15 protein-coding genes are annotated in these 16282 nt (G+C 34.0%); 9 read left to right on the forward strand and 6 right to left on the reverse strand.

The features are described from left to right. Window positions 1-5: 5 nt before the first annotated feature. On the forward strand, window positions 6-1097 hold the full coding sequence (locus ACNI3C_RS06265; protein ID WP_419771392.1) for a substrate-binding domain-containing protein: 1092 nt from the start codon (window positions 6-8) through the stop codon (window positions 1095-1097). Then, window positions 1097-3205, forward strand: a complete 2109-nt coding sequence (locus ACNI3C_RS06270; protein ID WP_419771393.1) for a PAS domain-containing protein — start codon at window positions 1097-1099, stop codon at window positions 3203-3205. The genes ACNI3C_RS06265 and ACNI3C_RS06270 overlap by 1 nt, the downstream gene beginning before the upstream one ends. Before the next feature lie 127 nt (window positions 3206-3332). Here the strand turns inward: ACNI3C_RS06270 and prpF are convergent, their stop codons facing one another. From prpF to prpB, 4 genes are all read right to left on the reverse strand, one after another. After that, window positions 3333-4508, reverse strand: a complete 1176-nt coding sequence (gene prpF, locus ACNI3C_RS06275) for a 2-methylaconitate cis-trans isomerase PrpF (RefSeq protein WP_419771394.1) — start codon at window positions 4506-4508, stop codon at window positions 3333-3335. Window positions 4509-4612: 104 nt separating this feature from the next. Then, window positions 4613-7204, reverse strand: a complete 2592-nt coding sequence (gene acnD / locus ACNI3C_RS06280; RefSeq protein WP_419771395.1) for a Fe/S-dependent 2-methylisocitrate dehydratase AcnD — start codon at window positions 7202-7204, stop codon at window positions 4613-4615. A 144-nt stretch (window positions 7205-7348) separates the two neighbouring features. Further along, on the reverse strand, window positions 7349-8458 hold the full coding sequence (locus tag ACNI3C_RS06285) for a citrate/2-methylcitrate synthase (RefSeq protein ID WP_419771396.1): 1110 nt from the start codon (window positions 8456-8458) through the stop codon (window positions 7349-7351). A 42-nt stretch (window positions 8459-8500) separates the two neighbouring features. Continuing rightward, complete coding sequence (gene prpB, locus ACNI3C_RS06290; protein WP_419771397.1) at window positions 8501-9379, reverse strand: methylisocitrate lyase; 879 nt, start codon at window positions 9377-9379, stop codon at window positions 8501-8503. Window positions 9380-9561: 182 nt separating this feature from the next. Here prpB and ACNI3C_RS06295 point away from each other — a divergent pair, with 182 nt between their 5' ends. From ACNI3C_RS06295 to ACNI3C_RS06310, 4 genes are all read left to right on the forward strand, one after another. Continuing rightward, window positions 9562-10539, forward strand: a complete 978-nt coding sequence (locus ACNI3C_RS06295; protein ID WP_419771398.1) for a hypothetical protein — start codon at window positions 9562-9564, stop codon at window positions 10537-10539. Window positions 10540-10542: 3 nt separating this feature from the next. Next, a complete protein-coding gene (locus tag ACNI3C_RS06300) occupies window positions 10543-11112 on the forward strand; it encodes a TetR/AcrR family transcriptional regulator (protein WP_419771399.1) in 570 nt (189 codons plus the stop codon). Window positions 11113-11419: 307 nt separating this feature from the next. Further along, window positions 11420-12352, forward strand: coding sequence for a D-2-hydroxyacid dehydrogenase (locus ACNI3C_RS06305; protein WP_419771400.1), 933 nt, complete (start codon window positions 11420-11422; stop codon window positions 12350-12352). A gap of 2 nt (window positions 12353-12354) precedes the next feature. Beyond that, window positions 12355-12897, forward strand: a complete 543-nt coding sequence (locus ACNI3C_RS06310; RefSeq protein ID WP_419771401.1) for a cysteine hydrolase family protein — start codon at window positions 12355-12357, stop codon at window positions 12895-12897. A 23-nt stretch (window positions 12898-12920) separates the two neighbouring features. Here ACNI3C_RS06310 and ACNI3C_RS06315 read toward each other — a convergent pair whose 3' ends face one another. Beyond that, window positions 12921-13553, reverse strand: coding sequence for a TetR/AcrR family transcriptional regulator (locus tag ACNI3C_RS06315; RefSeq protein WP_419771402.1), 633 nt, complete (start codon window positions 13551-13553; stop codon window positions 12921-12923). An 81-nt stretch (window positions 13554-13634) separates the two neighbouring features. Between ACNI3C_RS06315 and ACNI3C_RS06320 the strand changes: the two genes are divergently transcribed. From ACNI3C_RS06320 to ACNI3C_RS06330, 3 genes are all read left to right on the forward strand, one after another. Next, entirely contained in the window at window positions 13635-14198 is a 564-nt protein-coding gene (locus tag ACNI3C_RS06320; protein ID WP_419771403.1) for a hypothetical protein, read from the forward strand. After that, window positions 14195-14398 (forward strand): hypothetical protein, encoded by a 204-nt coding sequence (locus ACNI3C_RS06325; protein WP_419771404.1) that lies wholly within the window; start codon window positions 14195-14197, stop codon window positions 14396-14398. Before ACNI3C_RS06320 ends, ACNI3C_RS06325 begins: the two co-directional genes overlap by 4 nt. 75 nt (window positions 14399-14473) lie before the next feature. Then, entirely contained in the window at window positions 14474-15388 is a 915-nt protein-coding gene (locus ACNI3C_RS06330) for a bile acid:sodium symporter family protein (protein WP_419771405.1), read from the forward strand. Here the strand turns inward: ACNI3C_RS06330 and ACNI3C_RS06335 are convergent. Next, a complete protein-coding gene (locus tag ACNI3C_RS06335; RefSeq protein WP_419771406.1) occupies window positions 15385-16134 on the reverse strand; it encodes a TSUP family transporter in 750 nt (249 codons plus the stop codon). The genes ACNI3C_RS06330 and ACNI3C_RS06335 overlap by 4 nt on opposite strands. Window positions 16135-16282: the final 148 nt, after the last annotated feature.

Below are 16282 nucleotides of genomic sequence, written 5' to 3' on the forward strand. Positions count from 1 at the left end.
ATACCTTGAAAACTTTTTTGACTTTTTGCTTATTTTTTTTATTCTCTCCACATCTGTTTGCATACGGTAAAGATTTTTTTCTGGTTGATCTTTACTTAAAAGAACATCCCCACCAAAAAGTAATTTCCGATACATTTGTTCAAGTTGTGGACAGCCCTGGGGTAAAACTTTCCGTTAAACAGACAAAACCTGTGAATATTGTAATGGTTTATCCGGGAAATCAAATTTCGGATTATTGGAGAAGAAGCAAAGACTCTTTTGTAAAAAGATTGGATGAATTAAATATCAAATACAGCTTATCAAACTATTTTACCCCTTCTGATATTGATATGAAAGCACAAGCCAAAAAGATATTCAGTGCCATTAAAGAAGATACCGATTATATTATTTTTACACTCGATGCCAACAAACATGCACGATTTATTCAAAAAATAATTTTAGATAAAAAGCCTAAAATTATTTTGCAAAATATTACCACTCCACTTGCTAAATTAGCCGATAAACAACCATTTCTTTATGTGGGGTTTGACCATGTGATAGGGAGTAAATTAATAGCGGATTATTATATAAAAAAGAGTCAAGGGCAGGGTAAATATGCACTCTTGTATGGCACAGAAGGTTATGTGAGTTATATGAGAGGAGATACGTTTATTGAGTATGTAAGCGAACACTCTGAATTAAAATTGGTTTCGAGTTATTATACTGATTTCAGTAAAGAAAAAGCGATGAACGCCACAAGAGAAATTCTAAAAAGTCACCCCGATATAAAGTTTATATATGCCTGTTCAACTGACGTTGCTCTTGGCGCAATGGAAGTATTAAAAGAGCAAAACCTTTTAGGAAAAATTGCAATTAATGGCTGGGGTGGAGGAAGCAGTGAACTTGATGCTATCACAAATAATATGCTTGATGTCACGGTGATGAGAGTCAATGATGACAATGGTGTTGCCATGGCAGAAGCCATTAAATTGGATTTAGAAGGGAAAAGTTCAGAGGTGCCAACGATTTTTTCAGGACAATTTCATTTGGTTGAAAAAGGGATTCAAAAAACTCTTTTAGACAGCTATAAAAGCAGAGCTTTCAGGTATACTAAATAGTGAAAACAAAAAAAACATTTCCCTTATCAACCATTAATTCTATTTTAATCATTACGTTTTTATCGGTTGTAATATTTCCAATCAGTTTTTGGACATACATGAATTTCCAAAAAAATATGGAAAGAAATTTTGATGATTTATTTGTCCAGTCAAAAAATATCGCCGATATTTTATTGGAGCAAGAGGTTACTTCTTTAGAAAAATCTTCAAAAGAGATGACAGAGTATTTACAAAAATTGTATAAAAATAAAAGCAAAAAAATAAAGTTTGACTCTCCTCTTGTTGATGATGTTGATATTGCTTTTATCATACAAAAGGATGAAGTGATGGATTTAAGTACGAGTTACTTTGATACTACGTATTTAATTAAAAACATCAATTACCAATCCGCAGGAGCACATGTGAGTGTCTTCCATGTTGAACAAAAAGGCGAGAATTACCTGATTTTATTAAAAGAGAGCAAAATCATCAATTATGAAAATGGACAAGTCATTGCAAACCTTTTTGTGGGCAATATCTTAAACGATGATTTTGGATTTTTGAATAAAATTAAAGAGAGAGCCAATCTTAAAGAGGTCTCTTTATATGTGAATGGGAAATATATTGCATCCACGCAAGAGAAAGATCAGTTGAAATATAGCTTTGATGAACTTTCCAATTCTATCCTAAAAAAAGAGAATGCCATTTATGCTAAAAAGAGATTGACCTTTTTTCATCAAGATGATAACATCGATTTGGTATTACTCTTAGATAACCAAATGTTAAAGAAAATAAAGAATGATTTTTTTAATCAATTGATTGTTCTGTTTTTGATTATTTTAATCATTGCTGTTGCCTCTTATTTTATCATCAGAGCCATTATTTTAAACCCGTTGGAAAATCTTTTAGAGTTTGCTTCAAAAGTGCGTGAAGACAAAAATGCCGTTTATGAAGAGTCGTTTATTGATGAGTTTAATATCATTTCATTGGGATTAGAAAATATCATTGGAAGTTTACGAGATGTCGAAGAGCGTTATCGTTTGGCAGTTGATGGCACAAAAGAGGGGTTATGGGATTGGGATATTGAAACAGGAAAAGTTTTTTATTCACAACAATATGAAGAGATGTTGGGCTATAACGCCAATGAAATCAAAGGTACACTAAAAAGTTGGCAAGAGAGTATTCATCCCGATTGTAAAGAAGATGCGCTTAAAAAAATGAAAGCACACTTAAAACAAGAGACACCTTATTATGAAGCTGAGTATCAGATGCGATGCAAAGATGGCAGTTATAAATGGGTAAGAGTTCGTGCAAAAGCTCTGTATAATAACAATATTGCCTACAGAATGGTTGGATTTCACTTAGATATTGAACACATAAAATTACTTGAAAAAAAGAGTAAAGAACAAGAATCTGTGATGACTCAACAGTCTAAAATGGCAGCCATTGGAGAGATGATTAACAATATTTCACACCAGTGGCGACAACCATTAAGCATTATTTCAACGGTTGCAACTGGCATAAAGTTGAAATTGGAGTACGATATTTTCGACAAAGAAGAAGCCATAAAAGAGTTGGAACTGTTAAACACGACTTCACAAAACCTCTCGGGTATTATTGATCAATTCAGGGATTTGGCAATTGAAAGCAGAAATAAAGAGGATTTTGATTCGGCTGTGGTTTTAGATAAAAGTTTGGGCTTGGTGGAGAGCAGTTTTAAAGAACTGGACATAAAGTTGCATCAAAAATTGGAACATAAACAGTTGCATGTCTATAAAAACCAATTAATACAAGTGGTTTTAAATATTGTGAACAATGCAAAAGATGCGGTAGCCAAACTGCCAAAAAATGAGTTGAAACTGATTTTTGTAGAGACGTCAACGGTGGATGGGTATTTTACCATTCGCATTTATGATAATGGAGGAGGTGTTGAAGAGGGGATGAAAGAGAGTCTTTATGAACCTTATATGACATCGAAACATGAAAGTCAAGGCACAGGTTTAGGTTTATATACCGTGAAAGAGATTATTAATAAACAGTTTGATGGAACGGTTCAAAATCAAACCATAAAATTTGTATATGACAATCATGCTTATGTAGGGGAAGAGTTTTTAATTCAATTTAAATAAGCAGGACAAAGAAGGTTTAAGGGAGACCTTTTTGTCCTTATATCTTTTTAATGTAAGTTTGACCACTTCTTACTTAGTAAGTCAGAGTGACTTACTGTTTGTTTTTTGGGTCAAAAGCTCAGTATGCTCAGTCCATTGTCCCTGCTGGAACGTGAACATTTCCTTCCATGATAATTCTGGCACTTCGGCTCATGGTGGCTTTATCAACTACAATTTTTCCATTTTCATTTTTAATAACAGCCCCAACTTTTAGAGTTCCTGATGGATGTCCAAACTCAACCGCAGATTTTTCTCCACCACCTGCTGCAATATTGACTAAAGTTCCAGGAATACAAGCAGCAACACCAATAGCAACAGAAGCTGTTCCCATCATAGCGTGATGCAGTTTTTGCATGGATAATGCTCTTACGTGTAAATCAATTTCATCTGCTTTTACTTCTTTACCACTTGACGTTGTAAAGTCAGATTTAGGTGCAACAAAAGCGATTTTTGGTGTATGTTGTCTTGTTTCGGCTTCTTTTAAATCAGAAATCAGTCCCATTTTAAGTGCAGCATATGATCTAATGGTTTCAAATCGTGCTAATGCATCAGCATCAGAGTTAATATCTGCTTGAAGTTCAGTCCCTTTGTAGCCAATATCTTGTGCATTTACAAAACACGTAGGAATACCAGCTGTTATCATAGTAGCTTTAAAAGTACCAATGCCTGGAACTTCTAAATCATCCACTAAATTTCCTGTTGGAAACAACTCTTCGCTAGGATCAACGGGTTCAGCAAACTCTAAAACAATCTCTTCAGCAGGAAATGCCACACCATCAATGTAGTAATCTCCCATCTCTTTGACCATTCCATCTTCCATAGTGACATAACAAAGAATGGTTTTTTTGATATTGGCTTGCCAGATTCTTACACAACAAACACCATTTTGTGGTACGTTATCAACCAATCCTTCTTTAATGGCAAAAGGACCAACTGCACTTGATAAATTTCCACAGTTTCCACTCATATCAACAAAATCTTTATCAATGGCAACTTGACAAAAATAGTAATCCACATCGTGATTAGGAACGGTACTTTTCCCCACTAAAATTGCTTTAGAAGTAGAAGAAGTAGCTCCTCCCATACCATCCATTTGTTGTTTATAAATATCAGGACTTCCCACGATTCTTTGAAGAAGTTTATCTCTTTTTGCTGGATTTTCTTGTGCTTCTTTTGGAAGGTCTGCTATATTAAAAAATGTTCCTTTAGATGTCCCACCTCTCATATAGGTTGCTTTTACTTTAAATTGTGGTTTATAAGCCATTGAATTTCCTTTAAGTTTTAAAAAATATATACAAAAATCTTCTTGATTTCTCTAGATATTTTTAGGATATAAAAAGGCTAAGTGAGCCTTTTTATATCGTTTTATTATTTAGATGCAATAACATCTTTAGCGAATTTTTGTAAAATACCACCATTTTTATAAACATCTACTTCTGCTGAAGTATCAAGTCTACATAATACTTGGAATTTAACCACTTCACCATTGGCTCTTGTCATAACAACCGTTAAATCACATCTTGGAGTGATTTCACCTTCGATGTCAAATGTTTCACTTCCATCAATGGCATAAGTATGTCGTGTTTCACCCTCTTTGAATTGTAATGGAAGAACACCCATACCAACTAAGTTAGTTCTGTGGATTCTCTCAATTGATTCAGCAATAAGTACTTCAACACCTGCTAGTCTTACCCCTTTTGCAGCCCAGTCTCTTGAAGACCCTTGTCCATAGTTTGTACCAGCTATGATAATCAGTGGTTGTTTTCTTTGAGTATATGTCTCAATCGCTTCCCACATTCTAGACTCAGTACCTTCTGGCATGATTTTAGTTAAACTTCCTTGTTTAACATTCCCCTTTTCATCTTTAACCATTTCATTAAACAGTTTTGGATTTGCTAAAGTAGCTCTTGAAGCTGTATGATGATCCCCTCTGTGTGTTGCATAAGAGTTTAAATCTTCAACCGGTAATCCCATTTTCAGACAATATTCCCCAGAAGCACTTGTTGGTAAAATCGCATTTGAAGGCGATAAGTGGTCTGTTGTAATATTATCAGGGAATACACCTAATGGTCTCATACCTTTAAGTGCTGGCATTTGCATATATTCATCTTCCCAATAAGGAGGTTTATTGATATATGTAGATTGAGTATTCCATTTATAAAATGGATCAACTTTAATATCACCTAATGGATTTCTGGCAAACATTGGCTCATAAATTTCACCAAACATTTCAGGTTTAACCGCTGATTTTTCAATTGCATCAATTTGGGCATCTGTTGGCCATAAATCTTTTAATGTAATAGGGTTACCATTTTTGTCTGTTCCTAAAGAATCTTTTTCAATATCAAACCGAATAGTTCCTGCTAATGCATAAGCAATTACAAGTGGTGGTGAAGCTAAGAATGCCTCTTTTACATAGGGGTGAATTCTTCCATCAAAGTTTCTGTTTCCTGATAATACAGCCGTAGTGTAAATATCATTATCTACAACCTCTTTTTGAATAGCTGGATCTAAAGCCCCACTCATACCATTACATGTAGTACATGCAAAACCAACAATACCAAATCCCAATTTTTCTAATTCTGGTAAAAGACCTGACTCTTTTAAGTATAGTTCAGCCACTTTTGAACCTGGTGCCAAAGATGATTTAACCCATGGTTTTCTTGTTAAACCAAGTTCATTGGCTTTTTTAGCCACTAAACCAGCTGCAATAACGTTTCTTGGGTTTGAAGTATTTGTACAAGATGTAATCGCCGCAATTAAGATACCCCCATCTGGGATTTTATCTCCCTCTTGTTTCCACTCTTTTGTAATACCTTCTGCGTGTAGAGTTGAAGTTGGTACCAATTTATGTGGTTTAGAAGGGCCCGCTAAACTTCTTGTAACATTTGATAGATTAAATTCAATAGTTCTGGCATATGTAGCATTTTCAAATGAATCTGCCCATAAACCATTTGCTTTTGCATACGCTTCTACAAGTTTAACTTGAGCAGCATCTCTGCCTGTTACTGTTAAATAAGCAATCGTTTGTTCATCAATAGCAAACATACCCGCACTTGCACCATATTCAGGAGTCATATTTGCAATCGTTGCTCTATCTCCTAAGTTAAGGTATTTAATACCAGGTCCAAAGAACTCTAAGTAAGCAGAAATAACATTGTTTTCTCTTAAGAATGAAGTCATTGAAAGTGCAATATCCGTTGCCGTAATTCCTTCAGCTCGTACACCAGTGATTTTTACACCAATGATTTCAGGAACTCTCATATATGAAGGATTTCCTAGCATTACATTTTCAGCTTCTAATCCACCCACACCCACAGCAATAACACCCAATGCATCCACATGAGGAGTATGTGAATCTGTTCCAACAAGTGTATCAGGAGATGCAATACCATCAATATTATGTACAACTGGAGACATTTTCTCTAAGTTGATTTGGTGCATAATTCCATTTCCTGGAGGGATAACATCTACGTTATTAAATGCTTCTTTCGTCCAGTTAATAAAGTGGAATCTGTCTGCGTTTCTTCTGTCTTCGATGTCTCTGTTTTTTTGGAAAGCATCGGGGTCAAATCCACCACACTCAACTGCAAGTGAGTGGTCAACAATAAGTTGAGTAGGCACAACAGGATTAACTTTTTGTGGGTCTCCCCCTTCTTTAGCAACAGCTTCTCGTAAACCTGCAAGGTCAACAAAAGCTGTAAGTCCAAGAATATCGTGGCAGATAACTCTTGAAGGATACCAAGGGAAATCTTTGTCGGTTCTTTTTTCAATTAATTGAATCAATGAATCTTTTAAATCTGCACTTGGGCATTTTCGAATTAAGTTTTCTGCCAATACTCTTGAAGTATAGTTCAGTTTTGCAAAAGCGCCAGGTGTTATATCCTCCACCGCAGCTTTTACATCATAATAGCTGGTATCAAAACCCTCTAATTTCTTAAGATATGTATCATTAGTCATTTTTTATATCCATTTTACAATTTAAAAGGATGAGCATTTGCCCATCCTTTTTTTATTTATCACCAGTAAAAACTGGCACACTTTTTCATTTGCCTCAAAAAAATTTGAGGCAAACTTAAATACTATTTTTTGTGGAGTTTAGAATTATTTTCTGTCTTCAATGTTAACAAAAGCTCTTGGCTCAACACCAATATATTCAGATCCTGGTCGGATAATTCTGTTGTTTGCTCTTTGTTCAAATGCATGTGCAGCCCATCCTGCAGCTCTTGACATAATAAACAATGGGGTATAATACAATCTTTCGATTTGCATATAGTGATAAATTAATCCACCAAAGAAGTCAATATTATCAGGTAAACCTTTTTCCGCTTTAACTTTGTCTCTGATTGCTTTTGCAATATCAAACAATTTAGGGTCTGAAGTTGGTAACTCTTTTAATTCGTTTGCCAATTCAAAACCAATTGGTGATCTAGGATCAACATTTCTGTAAACTCTGTGACCAAATCCCATGATTTTTTCTTTTTTAGCAAACAATTCATCAACTGATTTTAATGCGTGTTCTACATTGTCAAAACCAAGTACAAATTTAATGGCAACTTCATTTGCTCCACCATGTAAGTGACCTTTTAACGTACCAATTCCAGTTGTCATACAAGAGTAAATGTCAGACAATGTTGAAGCTGTAATTCTGTTTGCAAATGTTGAAGCATTGAATTCATGCTCTGCATACAGGGTTAACATTGCATTCATGGCTTTAACTTCTACTGCCAATGGTTTTGTCAATTTAAGTCTTTCACAAATGTACCCAGCAATTGTAGTTTCGTCAGATTTTAACTCCACTTCTTTACCGTTTACATGCCAGTGATGCCAGTAAACTAAAAACGATGGAAAAGCACCTAAAAGTCTTGTGATTTTATCCATTTGATCAGAAAAATCTTCAGCTTCTGGTTCCATACATCCCAATGCAGATGTGGCTGTTCTCATCACATCCATTGGGTGTGCTGATGCGGGAATTGATTTTAAAATATCTTTTAAATTTTGTGGCAAATCTCTTCCTGCAATCACTTTTGCTTGGAACTCATCTTTTTGAGCTTTTGTTGGTAATTCACCCACTAAAAGTAAATAAGCAACTTCTTCAAAATCAGCTTTTAAAGCTAAGTCTGCAATATCATAACCTCTGTAGTTTAAACCGTTTCCTAAACCGCATGTACAAATTGCAGATTCTCCTGCAACTACTCCTGCTAATCCAGCCATATTTTCTCCTTGTTTTTAGATAAGTTAAATTTTATTTTATTGTTATTTTGCTTTACTTTGTGCAAATAATGCATCCATTTTTTGCTCATACTCATGGTAACCTAACATATCATAAAGTTCCATTCTTGTTTGCATAATATCTAAAGTACCTGATTGTGTACCATTTTCTCTTAAATCTTTATAGACAGTTAACGCCGCTTTGTTCATTGCTCTGAATGCAGACAATGGGTAAAGAACCATAGAAATTCCAACGCTTCCTAACTCTTCTGTTGTAAACATTGGTGTTGCACCAAATTCAGTAATGTTTGCCAATACTGGAACTTTGATTACATCTGTAAACTCTTTGTACTCTTTTAATGTATGAATTGCTTCAGCAAAAATCATATCTGCTCCCGCTTCAACATAGGCTTTCGCTCTGTCAATGGCTGCTTGTTGACCTTCAGAAGCGTGTGCATCTGTTCTTGCCATAATTACGAATTCAGGGTCAGTTTTTGCATCAACTGCAGCTCTGATTCTATCACACATCTCTTCAGTAGTTACAAGTTCTTTGTTTGGTCTGTGTCCACATCTTTTTGCTGCAACTTGATCTTCAATATGAATTCCAGCAGCTCCTGCTTTTGTCATCTCTTTAACTGTTCTTGCAATATTAAATGCGTGTCCCCAACCTGTATCGGCATCTACTAACAATGGAACATCGGTAATAGATGTAATTCTTCTGATATCAATACAAACATCTTCTAACATTGTCATACCTAAATCGGGTAAACCATAACTAGAGTTGGCAACTCCAGCTCCTGAAAGATATAATGCTTTGTATCCTACTTTTGTTGCTTGTAATGCAGAGTATGCGTTTACTGCTCCTACAATTTGTAATGGTGTTTCTTCTTTAAGTGCGTCTCTGAATCTTTTTCCTGCGCTCATATGATAGTCCTTATATTAAATTTCTTCTACAATCATTATACATGATTGCATTGAATTGCCATTGTATAGTTATTGAAAAGAGAAATACATTTTTTTTACATAAAGTGATTTTATGTACATATTTTGAACTTCTGTATAATTATGGTACAATTCAAGTTCATTTATTTACATAAAGGGGCAGAATGTTTTATAAAAGTAGCATAGAAAAGATTATTGAAATCTACAAACGATCCAATTTAAGTATATCAAAATTTGCTTCAATGATACAAAAAGACAGACGAACGGTAACATCTTGGATTGACCAAATAAGCGACGTTGAACCCTCATTGGATGTCAAAGAGAGTATTTGTAAAATTTTCAGATATCCCGATTATATTTGGGAAGAGGGGTGCAATGGAGAAGACTTTTTAAAGTCCATTACACAAATACCTCAAAAAGAGGTTCGCATCATTGACGAAGACTATGTTGGACGATTAAAATACATCATGGAGTTGGAGCAAAACCGACGTTTTGTCATACAAGCACAATTCCCCGGACCCATGTACAGAGACTCTGCTGTACGAAAAGTGTACAGAAGTCAAACCAGTAAAGAGATAGAAGAGCTCAAACAAGCCAGAATTGAACAGATGCTGCGGTACGATTATGATACAACAGAGTGGTACTCAATCAAGTCTATTTTGAGTTTCTGTTTTGCCAGTATTGGAAACTTCTATACCAAAGAGGAAAAAATTGCCATTTTAGAGCTGATATATGAACTGTTTAACAATAACTACAATAAAAAACTTTTTTTGTTTGACTCTTTTTCAAGAAAAATATATGGAATGGAAACCACCTATATCTCAATCAATGTGAAACAAAAAATTCTTTTTTTTAAATCACCCATTGAGTCAGTTTTTATTGAAATACGAAACAAAAAACTTGTAGAGCGTATGCACAAATATTACTCATCTCCCGTTGAAGCTCCAAGCCATGTAAATTTTTTAGAGTCGGTTAAAATCATAAAGATTTTACAAGATGCGTTAAAGTACAATAACACGTTGGTGCAAACGTATGAGATCATTAACCGACAAACCGATTATGGAGAACTCTTTTTTAATAATTTAAGTGTGGATTTACAAAAAGATGTCACCCCTCCAAAAGCGGGACAAAAAAGGAGTTAATGCATGAACCCTTCAAGAGAAAAGCTTTTAGATGTAGCGTTTGATACCATTTACCACAATGGATACAGTGCAACATCGGTGGACAAAATCTTAAAAGAAGCCAACATGAATAAAGGAAGTATGTACCACTTTTTTAAATCAAAAAAAGAGTTGGCTTTGGCAGTAATTACGGAAAGAGTCAATGAGTATATTGTCAATAAATATGGAATGTTATTGCAATGTGAAGTCAATATTTGTGATGAACTTATGAAATTAATTAAAAACAGAAGCAGTTTTGATTTTACGTGTGGTTGTAAATTGAACAATCTTATGCAAGAGTTATCGCCCATTGATAAAGATTTTAAAGAGGCATTAGAGATTGTCTATTTGAAATTTGAAAATATCATTGAACAAGTTTTAAATAAAGCCGTGGCAAAAAATGAAATTGAACATCCTGATACCAAAGCACTTTCAATGTTCGTAGTAGCATCCATTGAAGGGTGTTTGGGAACAGCAAAAAAATCGCAAGATGGAAACTGTTTTCAAATGTGTATCTCTCAGTTAGAACTTCTTTTAAACTCTCTTAAAAAATAAATCTTAAAAAGTATTGACTAATTGGTCAAGACTTTGTTATACTTCTAATTGACTGATTAGTCAAGTTGATGTATCAGTGATTTTTTATAAGGAGTTTTCATGTCACAAATTATTGGAACCATCCTATTATGTTCATCACTGATTATGTTAATTGTGATGACCTTTAGCGATAAAATTTGAGAAAATGATATTTGTTGTTCGACAATATCACGAGGTAGCCATTAAATTGTACACTACTTATTGGATAAAAAAATGAAATTACATGTAGTTTTTGGAATAATATGAATGAATAAAAATAGGAGTTGAAATGAAAATAGTTATTTTAGATAGAGCCACTTTGGGATTTGATATAGATGTGGATATTTTTAATACCTTAGGGGAAGTTGTCTCTTACGATATTACTTCACCTGAACAAACCAAACAAAGAGTCAAAGAGGCCGATATTGTCATCACCAATAAAGTGGTGATTGGGAAAAATGAGATAGACAACTCCTCTTTAAAACTCATTTGTATCAGTGCAACGGGCATGAATAATGTGGATTTAGAATATGCCAAAAGTCAAGGCATTGAAGTTAAAAATGTGGCGGGGTATTCCAGTTCAAGTGTGGTACAAGTGGCCTTTGCCATGATTTTTCATTTTGTGCAAAAGCTCAATTATTATAAAGCCTATGTAGACAATGGAAATTGGGAAAAATCGGCTATTTTTACCCATATTGATGAGCCCTTTTTTGAACTGGACAATAAAAGAGTAGGAATAATTGGTTTAGGCGATATTGGGTCAAACTTGGCACAAAAAGCGCAAGCTTTTAATTGCGACGTGGTCTATTATTCAACCAGTGGCAAAAACAGTAACGATAGATACAAACGTGTTGAACTTGATGAGTTACTGCAAACTTCAGACATTGTCAGTGTACATTGCCCTTTAAATGAGAGCACCAAAGATTTACTCCATTATGCCAATATGAAAAGAATGAAAAAAGGTGCCATACTTTTAAACTTAGGTCGTGGTGGCATTATCAATGAATTTGATTTGGCAAAAATCATCGACGAACAAGAGATTTATTGTGGCATTGATGTGGTTTCCAAAGAGCCCATTGAGAGTATAAATCCTCTCTTAAAAGTTAAAAATAAAGCGCAACTTCTTTTAACGCCACACATAGGTTGGGGTTCAATTGAAGCAAGAAAAAGATTGATTGAAAAAGTGGCACAAAATATCCAAGATTTTTTAAATAAAGGGTAAGTATGAGCAAAGCATTGATTATTATAGATATTCAAAATGACTATTTTGAAGGGGGTGCTTGCGAGTTGGTCAATCCAATGGAAGCAAGTCTAAAAGCAAAAAAGGTATTAGAATATTTTAGAGAACACAGTATGCCAGTATTTCATGTAAAGCATACAAATATAAGAGAAGGTGCAACATTTTTCTTACCAAATACAAAAGGTGTACAAATACATGAAAATGTAAAACCTCTTGAAAATGAAATCATCATACAAAAGAATTATCCCAACAGTTTTTTAGAAACCTCTTTAGAAAATGAATTGGAAAAACTGAACATAAAAGAGTTAGTCATTTGCGGAATGATGAGTCACATGTGCGTGGACTCAACCACTCGTGCCGCTTTTGATATGGGATTTGATGTCACGTTGGTACATGATGCTTGTACGACAAAAGATTTGGAATTTTTAGGCAAAAAGGTAAAAGCCAGTGAAGTACATAACGCTTTTATGTCAGCTTTAGGAAGTGTATTCGCTGAGGTTGTGAGTGTTGAGGAAATTTTGGGATGAAGTGTTTGCAAAAGCTAAAAGAGTTATTCTTTAATCTCTTTTAGCATTCTTTTCCCTTTTTCACTCAAAAAAGGATAAATCATAAACTCAAAGAAAATATCTTTTGCCTCTTTTATGGAGTCTTTTGAGACTTCTTCTGATGAAGAGGCAAATACTTGCCAATAAGAGGTAATAAACCAATTCAGTTTTGCTCTTTTTTTTAGGTTTTCTTCATCTGAGAACTCAAGAATATCTTCTTTTATCAAAAACTGTAAAAGGGCTTCAATTTGAACGATTCTTTTATCTTGATTTTTTGAAAAAGCTTCTTTAAAACTTGGATACAGTGCCATTAAAACCATAGCATCTCTTAATAAAAAACGGTATTCATAAAATATCTCACCATAAGATTCAAACATTTTGTGTAGGCCTTGGATGGGGTTTTTACTTAATGGAATGGTTTCAAAAGTGTTTAGTGCCTCAAAGTTATGTGAAAGATTTTTATATAAGTATAGGATTATTTCTTCTTTGTTTTTAAAATGATAATAAAGATTGCCAGGGGAAATACCAGCTTCTTTTGCTATATGATTGGTGGTAACACTTAAGGTTTCTTGTTCATTAAAAAGTTTTTTTGCACTGTTTGTAATTTTTGTAATTGTATCAATTTTTATTTTTTTCATAATTTATTCTAACATAATAGAGCTTTTAATCTAAATATTAGAGTAATTACTCTAATATTGTAAATAGATAAAGGAGTTAATATGAGTCAAGGTGTTGCAGGAGCTGGTTTACCACAGTTAGAACGTTTGTTCATAAAGAGAGTTTTAGTTCCCTCTGTTAGAATTTTATTTACATGGAATATTGCACTGTTTATGATTAAACGAGAAGTTAAGATAATTGAAGAGTTAATTAAAGGTTTTGATGAAGAGACTCTACAAAAAAGAGTAGTAATAAAAAGAGCTTTTGCTATTGAAGATCACAGTAGGGATTATTCTATCAATATGACATTGGAGCATTTAAGAATTGCAGGCAGTGCTGTTATGGCTGTGATTGATACCCTATCAAATGAAAAAGAGTTTCCCAAAGAGATTACAATTGAAGCTGTAAAACCAAAAGATAATGGAAAAGATGAGGCTAAAAAGTTTTTTGATTTTATGAAAACTTATGAAGAGTATATTAAAAATCATAAAAAAAATTCCTCTGAAAAAACAAAAAAACATCCATGGTTTGTCAATTTTAATAATTTTGATTGGTCATGTTTTATGTTTATGCACACGTTTATTCACAGACGACAAGTTCAAGCAATTATCAAGGAGTTAAAATGAGCAATCACACTGGAACACTACTGCGAATAATTGGAATATTTGTAGGACTAATTGGCGTTTGGTTTGGTATAAGTTTAGTGTTTACTTTGATAATTGTTTTGATTACGCCTGTTCAATTTAATGTCTCAAATGCACTGTATGTTTTTGGTATTTTACTTTTTATTAGGATTTTTTATCCAAGGTATATTTTTAAAAATTAGTCATTACTCAATGGTTTTGCCCTTGATATTTAAACCTATTTTTGTAAAATAAGAAAAAATATTGGAACAATGATGATGATAAAAAAGATTTCTATTTTATTTCCTTTATGGGCAGTTTTGTTTTCTCTGCTTGCATATTTACAGCCAAGTTTGGTAGTTGGTTTTAAATCTTGGATTATTCCACTTTTAATTCTTATCATGTTTTGTATGGGAATTACACTTAAAGTTGATGATTTTAAAAGGGTGTTAAAACGACCTAAAATCATCGCTTTGACAGTGGTGTTACAATTTTTGTGCATGCCGTTGTTTGCTTATGTGGTTTCAAAAATCTTTAACTTATCCGATGAATTACTTGTGGGAATGGTACTTGTAGGAGCAGTTTCAGGTGGAACGGCTTCTAATGTCATCGCTTTTTTAGCCAAAGCCGATGTGGCACTCTCTATTACCATGACCATTGTTTCTACGCTTTTATCAATAATTATCACCCCATATCTAACCCTTTTTTATGTGGGACAAACCGTGCCCGTACCCGCTCTTAGTATGCTACTTAGTATTTTAAAAATAGTTTTTATACCTGTGGTTATTGGGCTTGTTTTAAATCATTTTTTTAACAAATATATTGAAAAACGACATGATATTTTTGCATTGTTATCTATTATTTCTATTGTATTTATAATAGGGATTATTATAGGTATCAATGAGAGTAAAATCTCTACGATTGCTTTGTCTTTGATGTTAGCTATTGCAGTTCATAATCTTTTAGGATTAATGGCAGGCTACTTTGTTGCCAAACTGTTTGGTTACGATAAAACTGTATGCAAAACCGTTGCCATAGAAGTAGGGATGCAAAACTCAGGTTTAGCGGTGGTTTTAGCCATGAAATATTTTACACCCTTAAGCGCACTTCCTGGAGCCATATTCAGTATTTGGCACAATATTTCGGGCTCTATTCTTGCAGGTATTTGGGCAAAAGAAGAGAACAACCCTTAAGACACCAACAATTTAATCGACATTGCAAAGCTGATAATGACAATAATTGGACGAATGATTTTTTGTCCATTTTTGAGTACGAGTCGTGCTCCAATGAGTGCACCACACATTTGTCCTGCACCCATGCACAATCCGATACTCCAGTAAATTTTCCCAAAAAACATAAAAAAACACAGGGAAGATATGTTGCTGATAAAGTTTAATATTTTTGCATGTGCCGTGGCTTTGGTTAAATTAAATCCCAAGAGTGCAACAAAACCAATGGCAAAAAATGAGCCCGTTCCTGGTCCAAAAAAACCATCGTAAAACCCTACACCTAAAGCCAGTGTAAAACTGAAGCCCACAATGGTAATACGTTTTTCTTTGTCAAGTGCTCCAATGTTGGGAGAGAGTAAAAAGTAAAAACCAATGATGACCAATAAAATAGGAATGACTTCTTTTAAAATGGACGCATCAATTTGTAAAAGGGCAAACCCTCCAGCAAATGCACCCATAAATGTGCACAGAATCATCAGCTTCATTTTATTAATATCAACCATCTTTTTTTTAATAAAATAGGCAGCTGCCGTACCCGAACCAAACGTGCTTTGAAGTTTATTGGTCGCCAATGCCACCGCAGGTGGTAATCCTGTATATAACAGTGCAGGAATGGTCAATAATCCACCGCCACCTGCAATAGTATCAACCAATCCTGCTACAAATGCAACGGTAAAAAGAATTAAAAATATATCAATACCAAACTCCATAAATTGTGACCTTTTTATGATTAATTTTTTTTTGAATGGGAATTATAGTATAAATAAAAATTAATGCAAGTCAATTTTTTGATTGTGAAATAAATTATCATATTTTTAAGACAAATAATCAAATTCTACTCTTGAGGCTAGATTATTC

This window comes from Marinarcus sediminis (SeqCode) (genome assembly GCF_048571275.1).
In the GTDB taxonomy this organism is placed as follows: Bacteria; Campylobacterota; Campylobacteria; order Campylobacterales; family Arcobacteraceae; genus Marinarcus; species Marinarcus sediminis.